General features: G+C 57.5%; 11 protein-coding genes. 3 read left to right on the top strand and 8 right to left on the bottom strand.

What is annotated here, in order from left to right:
* The first annotated feature begins 59 nt into the window (after nt 1–59).
* Entirely contained in the window at nt 60–839 is a 780-nt protein-coding gene (locus ACWPW0_RS16635; protein ID WP_454255907.1) for a class I SAM-dependent methyltransferase, read from the top strand.
* A 26-nt stretch (nt 840–865) separates the two neighbouring features.
* Here ACWPW0_RS16635 and ACWPW0_RS16630 read toward each other — a convergent pair whose 3' ends face one another.
* Nucleotides 866–1,504, bottom strand: a complete 639-nt coding sequence (locus ACWPW0_RS16630) for a TetR/AcrR family transcriptional regulator (RefSeq protein ID WP_447593137.1) — start codon at nt 1,502–1,504, stop codon at nt 866–868.
* A 93-nt stretch (nt 1,505–1,597) separates the two neighbouring features.
* Here ACWPW0_RS16630 and ACWPW0_RS16625 point away from each other — a divergent pair, with 93 nt between their 5' ends.
* Nucleotides 1,598–2,716: an efflux RND transporter periplasmic adaptor subunit gene (locus ACWPW0_RS16625; RefSeq protein ID WP_454255906.1), complete on the top strand. Its 1,119-nt coding sequence runs from the start codon at nt 1,598–1,600 to the stop codon at nt 2,714–2,716.
* Nucleotides 2,717–2,719: 3 nt separating this feature from the next.
* Nucleotides 2,720–5,794: an efflux RND transporter permease subunit gene (locus ACWPW0_RS16620; RefSeq protein WP_447593133.1), complete on the top strand. Its 3,075-nt coding sequence runs from the start codon at nt 2,720–2,722 to the stop codon at nt 5,792–5,794.
* Between the two features lie 68 nt (nt 5,795–5,862).
* Here the strand turns inward: ACWPW0_RS16620 and ACWPW0_RS16615 are convergent, their stop codons facing one another.
* The 7 genes from ACWPW0_RS16615 to ACWPW0_RS16585 all read right to left on the bottom strand — a co-directional run bounded on the left by ACWPW0_RS16615 (nt 5,863) and on the right by ACWPW0_RS16585 (nt 13,126).
* Nucleotides 5,863–6,546: a DUF4197 domain-containing protein gene (locus ACWPW0_RS16615; RefSeq protein WP_454255905.1), complete on the bottom strand. Its 684-nt coding sequence runs from the start codon at nt 6,544–6,546 to the stop codon at nt 5,863–5,865.
* 100 nt (nt 6,547–6,646) lie between these two features.
* Nucleotides 6,647–9,142 carry a glycerol-3-phosphate 1-O-acyltransferase PlsB gene (gene plsB / locus ACWPW0_RS16610; RefSeq protein ID WP_454255904.1) on the bottom strand — a complete coding sequence of 832 codons (2,496 nt, stop codon included), beginning with the start codon at nt 9,140–9,142 and terminating at the stop codon, nt 6,647–6,649.
* Between the two features lie 236 nt (nt 9,143–9,378).
* Complete coding sequence (locus ACWPW0_RS16605; protein ID WP_454255903.1) at nt 9,379–9,810, bottom strand: hypothetical protein; 432 nt, start codon at nt 9,808–9,810, stop codon at nt 9,379–9,381.
* A gap of 330 nt (nt 9,811–10,140) precedes the next feature.
* A complete protein-coding gene (locus ACWPW0_RS16600) occupies nt 10,141–10,659 on the bottom strand; it encodes a hypothetical protein (RefSeq protein WP_454255902.1) in 519 nt (172 codons plus the stop codon).
* 80 nt (nt 10,660–10,739) lie between these two features.
* On the bottom strand, nt 10,740–11,315 hold the full coding sequence (locus tag ACWPW0_RS16595; RefSeq protein ID WP_454255901.1) for a hypothetical protein: 576 nt from the start codon (nt 11,313–11,315) through the stop codon (nt 10,740–10,742).
* A 973-nt stretch (nt 11,316–12,288) separates the two neighbouring features.
* On the bottom strand, nt 12,289–12,666 hold the full coding sequence (locus ACWPW0_RS16590; RefSeq protein WP_454255900.1) for a DUF7674 family protein: 378 nt from the start codon (nt 12,664–12,666) through the stop codon (nt 12,289–12,291).
* A gap of 79 nt (nt 12,667–12,745) precedes the next feature.
* Nucleotides 12,746–13,126, bottom strand: a complete 381-nt coding sequence (locus ACWPW0_RS16585) for a hypothetical protein (RefSeq protein WP_454255899.1) — start codon at nt 13,124–13,126, stop codon at nt 12,746–12,748.
* Between the last annotated feature and the right edge of the window lie 9 nt (nt 13,127–13,135).

The following is a 13,135-nucleotide window of genomic DNA, read 5'->3' as shown; positions in this document are numbered from 1 at the left end:
CGGATACAGGGCTATCGGCCAGTCGACGGCCGAGTTGAACAGCGTTGAGTACTTTTCTGATGAGTGATGATTGGCAGCCGGCAACCGTTCGTATAGAAGCCCTGGCGCCAGCCTATGCAGCCCATGCACAGGCCTGGGCGCAGCGCTTGGCGGTGCCTGAAACGGGTGAAGCCGACTTTGCCCTGCAACTGGGTGATGAAGGGTTGCAACTGGTCGATCTGAGGCCGTCTGCACCGGGGCCGGTACGGGTGGATTTCGTCGAAGGAGCGGTCGCCCATCGGCGGTTGTTCGGCGGTGGCAGTGGGCAGATGATTGCCAAGGCCGTGGGCGTGCAGCCCGGCGTTCGTCCCCATGTGCTGGATGCCACGGCCGGCTTGGGGCGTGATGCCTTCGTGCTGGCCAGCCTGGGGTGTCAGATGACCCTGATAGAGCGGCAACCGATCATCGCTGCGTTACTCGAGGATGGCCTGGCCCGTGCCGAGAAGGAGGCTGAGGTCGCCGCCATCAGCGCGCGCATGCGCTTGCTGTGTGGCAATGCCATCGAGCTGATGGGCGATTGGCAAGGCGAACCACCGCAGGTGATCTATCTCGATCCGATGTTCCCGCATCGGGACAAGAGTGCGTTGGTGAAAAAGGAGATGCGCCTGTTTCGCCCTCTGGTCGGGGATGATCAGGATGCTCCGGCATTGTTGGCGGCCGCATTGGCGCTCGCTACCCACCGGGTCGTGGTCAAGCGCCCGCGCAAGGCACCTGTTGTCGAGGGCGCCAAGCCAAGTTATGCCCTGGAAGGGAAGTCCAGTCGGTATGACATCTATCCGAAGAAGGCGCTCAAGGCCTGAGCAGGCCTTCTGAATTGTTCAGGTTCTCAGGGGCGATAGCCGCGCACGAACAGCGTCACCACTTCCTGTATATGCTGCTCGGTCACTTCGTGGTTTGGCCGCGGGATGCAGCCAAGCAGCAGGCGGAAGTGATCACCACCTTTGATCAAACTGAAAAAATGCTCGGCAGCGTGCTTTGGATTGTCGATGCGCAGTTGGCCGCTGCGGTCGGCGTTCTCCAGTAGCTGCTGCATCGCATCGAGCATGCGCTGTGGGCCGGCCTCGAAGAACAGCTCGGCCAGCCGAGGGCTGGACAGCGCCTGGGCCACGATCAGGCGATGCATGGCAATCGAGTCGTCACTGTTGATCAAGGTGCTGAAGCCGCGGGCGATGGCCAGCAGCGTGGTGGAAACAGGCACTTCCGGGCGCAGCTCGAAGTACAACGACGGCAGTTGCTCTTCACATTTCGACTCTACCGCGCAGACGAACAGCGTCTCCTTGTCGGTGAAGTGGCTGTACACGGTGAGTTTGGAAACACCTGCTTCGGCGGCAATCGCATCCATGCTGGTGCTGTCGTAGCCGCTGCGGATGAACAGACACTTGGCGGCCTCCAGAATGGCCTGGCGTTTGGCGGGATCTTTTGGCCGTCCGGGGCCGCTGGAAGGTTGCAACAGTTTGTCGGACATTTCGCGCTTTAATACTGGACTGGTGAGTTTGCTATTTTTACTATACCGCCCAGTATAAGTATTCCAAACCTTCTTTGCGCAAGGTCATTCATCATGTTCCGCCATGCTCTGTCCCTCGCTGTGCCTGTCACCCTGATCGCTTTATTGGCTGCCTGTGGCAAGGGCGAGCCTGTTGCTTCGCCCCCGCGCCCTGCCATGGTGGTGCAACCGCTTCCAGCGGGCGACGCGATGGAAACCTACCCGGGTGAGGTTCGGGCGCGCTATGAACCGGAACTGGCTTTTCGGATCGGCGGCAAGATCAGCAAGCGCCTGGTGGACGCCGGGGCACGGGTGAAGAAGGATCAGCCGCTGGCTGAACTCGACCCACAGGATGTCACCCTGCAACTGGAAGCAGCGCGGGCGCAGGTCAGCGCGGCGCAGGCCAACCTCGAACTGGTGCGCGCCGAGCGTGATCGCTACAAGACCCTGCTGGCGCGGCAGATGATCAGCCGTTCGCAATTCGACACCGTGGAAAACCAGTACCGCTCTGGTGAGGCGCGCCTCAAGCAGATCCGTGCCGAATTCAACGTGGCCAATAACCAGGCGAGCTATGCCGTGTTGCGCGCCTCGCAGGATGGCGTGATCGCCCGGCGTATGGCTGAGGTCGGTCAGGTCGTGGCGGCGGGGCAGACGGTATTCACCCTGGCTGCGGACGGCGAGCGCGAGGTATCCATCAGCGTGCCGGAGCAGGGCCTGGAGCGATTCCGCATTGGCCAGGACGTGAGCGTCGAACTGTGGTCGCAACCTGGCAAGCAGTTCCCTGGCCGTATTCGCGAGCTGTCCCCGGCGGCCGATGCCCAGTCGCGCACCTTTGCGGCTCGCGTCGCCTTTACCGCAGGTGATGTCCCGGCTGAGCTGGGCCAGAGCGCCCGGGTGTCGGTCCGGGCCGGTGGCGACATTCCCCTCTCGGTACCGATGTCGGCGCTTACGGCAGAGAAGGATGTGCCCTACGTCTGGGTCGTCAATCCGGAGAACTCCACCGTGGTACGCACGCCCGTGCGGATCGCGCGCTATGGCCAGGAGCGCGTATCCCTGCTCGAAGGGCTGAAGGCGGGCGACTGGGTAGTGGCCGCGGGCGTGCAGATGCTGCGTGAAGGGCAGCAGGTGAAGCCGGTTGACCGCGACAACCTGCCGGTTCAGTTGACGGCTAACCAGTCGACGACCAAGGAGTAGGTCATGTCCTTCAACCTCTCCGAATGGGCGCTGCGCAATCGCCAGATCGTGCTGTACTTCATGCTGGTGCTGGCTGTTATCGGCGCCATGTCCTACACCCAGCTGGGGCAGAGCGAAGACCCGCCCTTCACCTTCAAGGCCATGGTTATCCGTACGGATTGGCCGGGTGCCACTGCTGAAGAAATCTCCCGCCAGGTTACCGAGCGCATCGAGCGCAAGGTCATGGAGACCGGTGACTACCAGATGGTCATGTCCTACTCGCGTCCCGGCGAGTCGGTGGTGACCTTCATGGCGCGGGACTCGATGCACTCCGACGAGATTCCCGAGCTCTGGTATCAACTGCGCAAGAAAGTGGGCGACATCCGCCACACCCTGCCGCCGAATGTTCGCGGCCCGTTCTTCAACGACGAATTCGGTACGACCTTCGGCAACATCTACGCGCTGACCGGCGAAGGCTTCGACTACGCGGTGCTCAAGGATTATGCCGACCGCCTGCAGCTGCAATTGCAGCGGGTCAAGGACGTCGGCAAGGTCGAGTTGCTCGGCCTGCAGGACGAGAAGATCTGGATCGACCTGTCCAACGTCAAGCTGGCGACACTGGGGCTGCCGTTGTCCGCCGTGCAGAAAGCCCTGGAAGAACAGAACGCCGTGGCGTCCTCGGGTTTCTTCGAGGCCACTTCCGACCGCGTGCAATTGCGCGTATCCGGTCGCTTCGACTCGGTCGAGCAGATTCGCGATTTCCCGATTCGCGTGGGTGATCGGACCTTCCGCATTGGCGATGTCGCCGAAGTCACCCGTGGCTTCAATGATCCGCCCGCACCGCGCATGCGCTTCATGGATCAGGATGCCATCGGCCTGGCCGTATCGATGAAGAGCGGCGGCGACATCCTGGTACTTGGCGAAGTGCTGGAGAAAGAATTCGCGCGTATGCAGCAGAACCTGCCGGTAGGCATGGAACTGCGCAAGGTGTCGGACCAGCCGGCGGCCGTGAAGGAAGGGGTTGGCGAGTTCGTTCGCGTACTGGCCGAGGCCCTGATCATCGTGCTGCTGGTGAGCTTCTTCTCTCTGGGGCTGCGCACCGGGCTGGTGGTCGCGCTTTCCATCCCGCTGGTGCTGGCGATGACCTTTGCCGCCATGCACTACTTCGGCATCGGCCTGCACAAGATCTCGCTCGGGGCACTGGTGCTCGCTCTGGGTTTGCTGGTGGATGACGCGATCATTGCCGTGGAAATGATGGCGATCAAGATGGAGCAGGGCTACGACCGGCTCAAGGCCGCCAGTTTCGCCTGGACCAGCACGGCCTTCCCGATGCTGACCGGTACCCTGATTACCGCTGCCGGTTTCCTGCCGATTGCCACGGCGCAATCCGGAACCGGCGAATACACCCGCTCGATTTTCCAGGTGGTGACCATCGCCCTGGTGGTGTCGTGGATTGCCGCGGTGGTATTCGTACCTTACCTGGGGGATCGCCTGCTGCCCGATCTGGCCAAGTTGCATGCGAAAAAACATGGCGGTGATGCCAGCGGCCATGACCCCTACAGCACGACCTTCTACCAGACCGTGCGTGAAGTGGTGGAGTGGTGCGTGCGCCATCGCCGTCTGGTGATCGCCGTGACCATTGGTTTGTTCGTTGCTGCGGTATTCCTGTTCCGCTTCGTGCCGCAGCAGTTCTTCCCGGCATCCGGGCGACTGGAGCTGATGGTCGATCTCAAGCTCACCGAGGGTTCGTCGCTCAAGGCCACGGAAGAGCAGGTCAAGCGCCTGGAGGCCAAGCTCAAGGATCATAAGGGCGTGGATAACTACGTGGCCTATGTGGGAACGGGCTCGCCGCGTTTCTACCTGCCACTGGACCAGCAGTTGCCGGCTACTCGCTTCGCCCAGGTCGTAGTATTGGCCAAGTCGATCGAGGACCGTGAGGCCTTGCGCACCTGGCTGATCGACCTGCTCAATGAAGAATTCCCCACCGTGCGCAGCCGTGTCTCGCGTCTTGAGAACGGGCCGCCGGTTGGCTTCCCGATCCAGTTCCGCGTGTCTGGCGAGCACATTGCCGAGGTGCGTGAAATCGCTCGCGAAGTAGCCGCCAAGGTGCGCGAGAACAGCCATGTGGCCAACGTGCACCTGAACTGGGAAGAGCCGAGCAAGGTGGTGTACCTGAACATCGACCAGGAGCGGGCGCGTGCCCTGGGTGTGAGCACCGCTGATGTCTCGCGCTTCCTGCAGAGTTCGTTGTCGGGTGCCAGCGTCAGCCAGTTCCGCGAGGACAACGAGCTGATCGAAATCCTCTTGCGCGGTACCGTGCGTGAGCGCCAGGAGCTGGAACAGCTGTCGAGCCTGGCCGTGCCTACGGCTGGCGGCAAGAGTGTGGCGCTCTCGCAGGTCGCGACCCTCGAGTATGGCTTCGAGGAGGGCGTGATCTGGCACCGCGATCGCCTGCCGACCGTGACGGTCTTTGGCGACATCTATGGTGCGGAGCAACCGGCTTCGCTGGTGAAGCAGATCATGCCGAGCCTGGAACCGATTCGCGCGGAACTGCCCAGTGGCTATCTGCTGGAAGTGGGCGGTACGGTCGAGGACTCGACGCGTGGCCAGAAGTCGGTCATCGCTGGCGTGCCGCTGTTCGTGCTGGTGGTGATGACGTTGCTGATGCTGCAGTTGAAGAGCATCTCGCGTTCGGTGATGGTGTTCCTGACTGCGCCATTGGGGCTGATCGGCGTGACGCTGTTCCTGATCGTGTTCCGCCAGCCGTTCGGTTTCGTCGCCATGCTGGGCACCATCGCCTTGTCGGGGATGATCATGCGTAACTCGGTCATCCTGATCGATCAGATCGAGCAGGACATCTCGGCCGGGCATGATCGCTGGCATGCCATCATCGAGGCCACGGTGCGGCGCTTCCGCCCCATCGTGCTGACAGCCCTGGCAGCCGTTCTCGCGATGATCCCGCTGTCGCGCAGCGTGTTCTTCGGGCCGATGGCGGTAGCCATCATGGGCGGACTGATCGTCGCCACGGCGCTGACGCTGCTGTTCCTGCCGGCCCTGTACGCAGCCTGGTTCAGGGTTCGTGAAGAACCGGCGCGGTAAGCGCAGGCTACGGCAGATATGAAAAAGCCCGGCATTGGCCGGGCTTTTTCATGGCAGGGATGCCGCGATCAGAGGGCGCCGAAGACTTTCTTCGCCACGCTGGTAGCTGCTGCTGCCGGGTTCTCGCGGATGGTGGCTTCCTGATTGGCGATCATCTTGAACAGACCATCCAGCGCTTGCTCGGTGACGTAGCTTTCGACGTTGGCGCTCTTGGCGTCCAGGGCGCCGAAGGCTGATGCCTTGCCGGCCAGGGCGTTGTACTGCTGGGCAACGCCGATCTTGTCGGTCGCCTGTTTGACGATGGGCAGGAACTTGGCGCGGATCTGCTCACGGCTGCTCTTGTTCAGGTATTGGGTGGCCGAGTCATTGCCACCCGCGAGGATGCCCTTGGCATCGCTGACGCTCATCTTCTTCACCGCATCCACCAGGATCGCCTGGGCTTGTGGCACGGCGGCTTCGGCAGCCTGGTTCATGCCGGCCTCAAGTTCGTCGACCTGATCGCCCATGCCCATCATCTTCATGGTCTTGGCGGCCTTGCCGAGTTTGCCCGGCAGTTCGATCCGTACCGCTTCGTTATTGCTGAAGCCACCGGGTTTGCCCAACTGCTGCACGGCGACCTGCGCGCCTTGGGCCAGGGCATCCTTGAGGCCGCTGCTGGCGTCGGCCTGGCTCAGATCGGAGAGGGAAAGGGCAAAGGCATTGCCGCAGAACGCGAGCGCGCCGATGAAGCTGAGAGAGAGCAGACGTGACATGGCGACATCCTTGAAGATGAGAGGTGTGAATTCAGCTTAGCAAGTTGCTGCTAGTGGGACAGCCACCGACCGGAATGGGTTCCAGCCGGTGGTGCGGGGGTTATTCGCTGGTGGGTGCGGTGTCCTGGTCTTCACCGCGTTCCAGGGCGACCTGGCGGATGGACAGACGGATTTCCGCCGGCAGCACACGCTTGGCAGCGCCTTCGGCCAGTTCGGCCAGTTGTGGGTGATGGCTGAGCTTGCCAGCGCTGTCCTGGCGCAATACGCCTTCATCGAGCAGGGTCTGGATGAAGTGGCGGAACAGGCTCTTGTCGAAGAACTCCGGGGCATTGAGGCCGTGGAGAATCGACAGGCGCTGGGCCATGACCACGCAGAGGTTTTCCAGCTCTTCGGCGGAGAGCACGTTCTGCCCGGCGTTGCTCAGCAGGGCTGTGGCCATGTAGAAGCGCTGCAGTGTCTGCACGATGGCGCGGGCCAGCAGGGTGAGCAGCACGAACTGCCGCGAGCTGGGCGCCGGGCGGATGTACAGGTCGTCTTCCTGGCGCAGCAGACCCTGTTCGACGAACGCCGCCAGCCACTGATCGACCACGCCTTCCAGCTCGCTTACCGGCCAGCGAATGAACAACTCCGATTGCAGGTACGGATACAGCGCGGTGGTGTAGCGCAGAATCTGCTCGCGGCTCATCCGCGAACTGCTCTGGAAGAAGCTCGCCAGCAGTGCCGGCAGGGCGAAGATGTGCAGCACGTTGTTGCGGTAATAGGTCATCAGGACGGCGTTCTGCTCATCCAGATAGAGAATCTTGCCCAGCGCATCCTTCTGCTCGGCCAGCAGGTCCATGCTCTGTACATAGCGGATCAGGCTTTGCCCGTCGCCTTCGGGCAATGTGGTATGCGGGGAGTAGGGCACCTGGCGGAGCAAGGCCAGGTACAGGTCCAGCACGCGGGCCAGGGCTTTTTCATCCAGCGCCAGCTTGCTGGTGGACAGCAGCGCCAGGGCAACCAGGTTGACCGGATTGACCGCCGCCGCTTCGTTGAGGTGCTGCGCCACGTGTTCACCGAGGCGATTGGTGGTCGCATTCAGCCAGTCCGGGCGAAATTGCGTGCCGTAGTCCTGTTCGCGCCAGTCTGGCTGTTCCTTATCGAGGAACTCGGCGAGCCTGATCGGCTCGCCGAAGTTGACCCAGACGCTGCCGAAGCGCTGCTTACGGATGGCGCTGATGACGCGGAAGATATCGAAGATCGATTCCTTCTTCTTCGCCGCGCCCCGCAACTCGCCCAGGTAGGTACGGCCTTCAAGCACGCGCTCGTAGCCGATATACACCGGCACGAACACCACCGGCAGGCGATTGGAGCGCAGGAAGCTGCGCAGGGTGATGGCCAGCATGCCGGTTTTCGGTTGCAGCATGCGTCCGGTACGCGAACGGCCGCCTTCGACGAAGTACTCGACCGGGAAGCCGCGGCTGAACAGGGTATGCAGGTACTCGTTGAACACGGCGGTGTACAGCGGGTTGCCCTTGAACGTGCGGCGCATGAAGAAAGCACCGCCGCGGCGCAGCAGGCTGCCAATTACCGGCATGTTGAGGTTGATACCCGCGGCGATATGCGGCGGCGTCAGGCCGTTGCGGAACAGCAGGTAGGACAGCAGCAGGTAGTCGATATGGCTGCGGTGGCAGGGCACATAAATCACCTCGTTGCCGTGGGCGACATCGCGCACCGCATCGAGGTGATTGACCTGGATGCCTTCATACAGCTTGTTCCAGAACCAGCTCAACACCACTTCGAGAAAGCGGATGGCGGTGTAGGTGTAGTCCGAGGCAATCTCGTTGCCGTAACGCAAGGCCTGGGCCTCGGCCTTTTCCACGCTGATCTTCTCGCGCTCGGCTTCCTCGACAATTGCCTGACGCACCTGCGGACCATGTATCAGGCCCTTGACCAGGTTGCGACGGTGCGAGACGTCCGGGCCGATGACGGCGGATTTCTGGTTGCGAAAGTGCACCCGCAGGATGCGCTGGACCATGCGCTGGGTACGCTGCAAGCCCTTGTCCTGGGACAGGAGTTCACGCAGATGGATCGGTGCGGAGAACTGCACGCGAGTCTTGCGCCCGAGAATCAGAATGCTGACCAGCTTGCGCAGACGCCCGGTGACGGCCCAGCTGTCGGCGAACAGCAGCTTCCAGGCACTGGTTTCACGGTCTGGCGATTGCCCCCAGAACACGCTGACCGGAACGATCTGCGCATCGTCGACGACCTGCTGGTCGAGGGCGGCGAGAATACGGATTAGCGCGGGTGGCGCGCCTCGCTTGTCATGGCCCCCAAACCAGCCTGGTTCGGGGGTCAGGTAGAAGAAGGCTGCCGGTTCCATTTGTTCGCCAATCGCCACGGGCAGAACCGGGCGCGGCAGGCCTGCCTTGGAACATTCCCGGTCAACCACCGCCAGGTCGCTCGCCGAAGGCTGCTGCAGCACGTAGAACACTGGCTTGCTGCGGTCGAGCTTGAGGGTAAAGGCCGACTGATTGATGGTTTCCGAGCGCACCCATAAGTACAACAGGCGGCGCAGGGCTCCAAAGGCAAGGCGGCGGAAGGGCGAACGGGTCATACGGACTCTGCTTGATGTGGCAAACGAGCGGCTGCTCGGAAGGGGGCTAGTGTGCCGTAAGCCTGGGCGGCGGGCAAAAGCTCTCGTGGATATGTACTTGAGCTGGGACTGGCCTCGCAAGATCATGACCACCAGCGAACCAGGCGAGGTGCATGATTCGGTACGCAGTGGTAGCGAACATGTCAGTAGACAATCGCCCACGTCACGAAAAGGCGGTAAGTCCTATGTCAAACCACTCATTTCTGCTCATCCCGTTCAACAGAATAGGTGCCAACATCGGATGGGCGCAGGACAAGGCGGAGCATCTCCGAGCTGTATGTGTGCGATGCCCTCAACTGCATGCTGCATGTTTCGGTGGAGATCACCTCCGGCGCTTCAGAGGACCACAGACCTGAACTCACTTCCTCGATCAGTGTGCTGTGAAGCAGGCGAGGACCATCCTGATTCCATTCCAGCCACTGCAAGTAGGCCGAGGATGAAACGTGCTCAAAGCCCTGGCTGAAGACGACCACTCGGTAGTGACCCGAATCATTCGAGCAGGAAGTGATCGAGGTGATGCCAGGGGCTACACCTTGCGCCAAATCCTGAGATACAACGTCTGCGGCCAGCGGATTAGTGAATATGGCCAGGCTAATGAACGCGATGCATGTGGGGACAAGTGATTGCACGAGAGTTGCCCAATATCGAGGTTAAGTCGCGACGCGAGCGGCATCGACCTGATGAGTGATTAGTCCGGTGTGAATCACTGGCTTATGGTGCATTTGATTGTATGCCCTCAAGGGCCTTCTGACATTGCTGGGCAATCTTATAAACCCTGATTTCTACATCATCGCTAACCTGGCAGGCCGAAAAATAAATCCGTCTACTTTTTCCTACCAAAATATAGGTTAGGGCAATGTAGGCCGCGAGTTGTGCGCGATCTTTAATCATTTGTGGGACCTAAGGTTGGAGATAAGGCCGCGCTGGTACAGCGTCGGCCTTGATTGAGTTGTTAGGTTTCATCCTACTGCGGAATGAAAAATTTCTGAGTTTTCCTCTGTGGGCTCATTTGGGTTGACTGGCAGCCACTGCCCAGCGGGGACAAAAAATGGCTCAACGGGCCCGTAGCTAGGAAAGCTATGATGTCTTATTGAGAAAAGCGCCCTAGAAAGCTCATGCCTTGCTTTCTTATACGCTTGTTCGTGTTCACTGCAGAAGAATCCTGTGCATTCAGTTATTGAAACTAGAGACCAAACATACGGCGGAATACCGAAGTTAGGAAGTGAGAGTTCCATCAACATGGCTTCAGCCGATGGAGTGTAATCAGGGCCTCGGTGGTAAACTACGCAACGGCCTTCATCATTAAATGCGGATAGGGAAAAGCGAGAAAAGTCTTTGGATGGCGAGAAATATATCACCAGCTCGGCAGCCTGCTCATTGCCAGAAGGAGATCTATAGGTGCCAATAGTGGTTGCAAGAGCATAAAAATGCCCAGTCTCTCCTTGGCTTTCATCTCCTGGTGGAAAATAGAACTGCATTACTTTCTCCGAAACCTAACGATTAAGCTAAGGGGCCGGCTTTAGCCCGTCCCAGTGAGCGGAGCGAACGGTTTGAACCACTAGTTAGGTGGTACATTACTGCTTGCTTCATTTAGGGCTTGAGTGAATGCACTTCCAAAACTGCTAAATTGGTGATCTAGAGTCGAGGCTGCGTATTGTGCAAACTCTTCAAGTACCTGCATAGGCTCTGAATTCGAAATATCAGGTTTAGCACTTGCATCTTGAAGTGCCTTAAATGCCGTTGTAGATAGAAATTTTTTAGAATCTTCGGCAGTAACATCAGCAGACAAATTGTGTGCAAGACGATTCCTGATTTTGTTCAAGTGGCGTATTCCCGGGATAATGCCACTAATCAGATGGTCGTTTGGGTCTAGAAGATCCATTTTCTGTGAGAACGAGATTCTGACTTTGTTTAGGTCGGCAAGCCGTGGATTGGCCTTTTTTAAGTATTCTGTTAAGTAATGCTCAACATATAAATGAGCCCGAAGTATTCGGCCAATGGACGCAGTATCTTGCTCCCATCGACTTCTCATGTCGTTGAACTCACTGTCAATTTTCCTGCGCGCTTCCTCGGGGCCTCCCAATAACTCAATGGTTCTTTTTGCCAAAAATTCAGTGTTAGGCAATTTTTGCATTGTGATACCTAACGTTTGGTTAAGGGGCCGGCTTTAGCCGGTCCCGAGTGAGCGAAGCGAACGACTTGAACCACTAGTTAGGGTGGCGGATAAGTACTCGAACGTTTTAAAGCAAACCTAGCTCGTGACAGACGTCAACTTCACGCCTGAGCCTTTCAAAAATAGAGAGTTTGTGAATGCCTGAAGTTGCTCTGAGCTTGATGCCCCAATTTTATTTCCGATTTCAGCGCAGATTCTAGAAATCTCATTAGTGCTTAGGGTGCTAGGAAATTCAGCAGCTGTGCTTAGGTTAAAATTAAAACTAAGAGTTTCTTGGTAAACCTCTTTCATGATTTTAATAAGTCGGTTATGTGCTGCTTCGGAAATTCTATGGCTTTCTAGAGCGCTCGTTCATTGAGCGCTCAATTATTAGCCAGTCTCGAACTGGCTGTGTTGGGAACTGTATGACGTTTTCCATGAGTAACCCTAACGATTGGTTAAGGGGCGGGCTTTAGCCCGTCCCAGTGAGCGAAGCGAGCGATTTGAACTACTAGTTAGATTGTTGGGCGATATTCGAAAATATTCACTTGCTTTGTTTGTGGTATTTGACTTGACGCATTATCAAATACAAGCGCCAGAGAATCAGTGGGGTTACTATTATCTGAGTGAAGGTTGTTATGCTTTCTTGATGATTATAAATTGATACGATTTCATGAAATGGTGCCTGGTTTTTCCATAGAGTGGCTTGGTGGATTGCAGATGCAAACGAAGTGAAATGTCTAATTCCGAAGGATATTAAGATGGCTATGATGAAAAATAGAAGGCGACTATTTATACGTTTCCAGACGATGGCTGTAGCAACAAGAGTTATAAAAATTGGAATAAGGCCAGCTATAATTGAAGGTGGAAATTTCATAAATAAAACCTAACGTTTGGTTAAGGGGCCAGCTTTAGCCGGTCCCGAGTGAGCGAAGCGAGCGACTTGAACCATTTGTTAGAGCGGTGCACGGCGATGGAAACCTAAATATAGCTCTTTGAGCGGTTCAGGCAGGGGGTGCCAGTAGGGAGCTGCTTTTTCGCCTGGAACCTGCCAGAACAAATTTTCAGTAAACGAAACATCAATGCAGTTATGAATTTCTTTTGTGCAATTTTCAAGACTGTTACTGATGAATATGAATAGCTCCGAATGGCTCTCGTGATTTGTGCCTTTGCACATTTCTGAATTCAGGGCATTAGCCAGACTACCAAACCAAGAATATGCAAACTCAGGGTCTAGCTCGCCCCAAAGCCGTATGTGCTCACGATCAGCTTTGGCGGTAATTCCTGGGAAATTTGATCTTACATAGTTGTATAGGTCTAGGGTTGCTTCCATGCCTTTAGCTCTAACGTTTGGTTAAGGGGCCGGCTTTAGCCGATCCCTAGTGAGCGAAGCGAACGACTTGAACCACTTGTTAGGCCTCTGGCTCCTCAGCTTCTATTTGCTTTCCGCTTTTGTATCCGAAGTATGACCACAATAAGAATATCAAGCCAATTACCGCCATAAAGGAGACGTCGTAATTTTTATTAACTGCTATTGGTAGGCCGCCAATTAATATGAAAGTAAGCCCCATTATTAGCGTTGCAAGCGCTCCTCGTTTGTGTGCTTTTCCTGCTTTTTGATAAGCACTTTGGTTTCGCTTGTTAACTATATTTAATTCTTCAACATCCTTTTCACATCGATTAATGCAGGCTGTTCCTGGGTGTACATCTGCCGCGCAGCATCGGCAAAGCGCCCTAGTGCATGATTTACAAAGCGCAATCGCTTCATCTTGTTGGTGGTAGAAACACTTCACAGGCGACTC

The sequence above is a fragment of the Pseudomonas sp. Marseille-Q8238 genome, assembly GCF_965111915.1.
The sequence above is the reverse complement of the archived record's forward strand: the minus strand, read 5'-3'. Positions and strand labels throughout refer to the sequence as shown.

Bases quoted from the DNA above. Each gene is read 5' to 3' on its own strand.
- ACWPW0_RS16635 (WP_454255907.1), top strand. From the start codon at position 60: ATGAGTGATGATTGGCAGCCGGCAACCGTTCGTATAGAAGCCCTGGCG.
- ACWPW0_RS16630 (WP_447593137.1), bottom strand. From the start codon at position 1,504: ATGTCCGACAAACTGTTGCAACCTTCCAGCGGCCCCGGACGGCCAAAA.
- ACWPW0_RS16625 (WP_454255906.1), top strand. From the start codon at position 1,598: ATGTTCCGCCATGCTCTGTCCCTCGCTGTGCCTGTCACCCTGATCGCT.
- ACWPW0_RS16620 (WP_447593133.1), top strand. From the start codon at position 2,720: ATGTCCTTCAACCTCTCCGAATGGGCGCTGCGCAATCGCCAGATCGTG.
- ACWPW0_RS16615 (WP_454255905.1), bottom strand. From the start codon at position 6,546: ATGTCACGTCTGCTCTCTCTCAGCTTCATCGGCGCGCTCGCGTTCTGC.
- plsB (WP_454255904.1), bottom strand. From the start codon at position 9,142: ATGACCCGTTCGCCCTTCCGCCGCCTTGCCTTTGGAGCCCTGCGCCGC.
- ACWPW0_RS16600 (WP_454255902.1), bottom strand. From the start codon at position 10,659: ATGCAGTTCTATTTTCCACCAGGAGATGAAAGCCAAGGAGAGACTGGG.
- ACWPW0_RS16595 (WP_454255901.1), bottom strand. From the start codon at position 11,315: ATGCAAAAATTGCCTAACACTGAATTTTTGGCAAAAAGAACCATTGAG.
- ACWPW0_RS16590 (WP_454255900.1), bottom strand. From the start codon at position 12,666: ATGGAAGCAACCCTAGACCTATACAACTATGTAAGATCAAATTTCCCA.